The 461-nt window shown below is 39.5% G+C and carries 1 protein-coding gene; it reads left to right on the top strand.

Annotated features, from left to right (window positions below; genetic code table 11):
* Positions 1-128 precede the first annotated feature (128 nt).
* Positions 129-461: ATP-binding cassette domain-containing protein (locus HR9077_RS20955; RefSeq protein ID WP_136069240.1), on the top strand; the 333-nt coding region annotated here is incomplete at its 3' end.

Below are 461 nucleotides of genomic sequence, written 5' to 3'. Positions count from 1 at the left end.
AAATTAGCTTATTTCGATGGACAGCAGCTATAGCCCACAAAGCTAATAATTCATGGAAAAATAGGCCTATTTGGTTTACACTCCAGCCAATTTTATTTCTTTGATTTTCCCCGTTGGAGGGTAGCGCTATCATCAGTACAGCTAACATCACCATGCAATTTGGTGCTAAACCGTTATTTGAGAATATTTCAGCTAAATTTGGCGAAGGTAACCGCTATGGTTTAATTGGCGCAAATGGCTGTGGTAAATCAACATTTATGAAAATCTTAAGTGGGGAACTGGAGCCGTCAGCTGGTAATGTAAGTACTGATCCAAATGAACGTGTTGCTAAACTAAACCAAGACCAATTCGCTTACGAAGAATATTCAGTTATTGATACTGTGATAATGGGCCACAAAGAGCTGTGGGCAATTAAACAAGAGCGTGATCGAATCTATAGCTTGCCTGAAATGAGTGAAGAG

The organism is Modicisalibacter radicis (assembly GCF_900961225.1).
Classification (GTDB): domain Bacteria; phylum Pseudomonadota; class Gammaproteobacteria; order Pseudomonadales; family Halomonadaceae; genus Modicisalibacter.
Note: the sequence above shows the minus strand (reverse complement) of the source record. Positions and strands in the feature narration are given on the sequence as shown.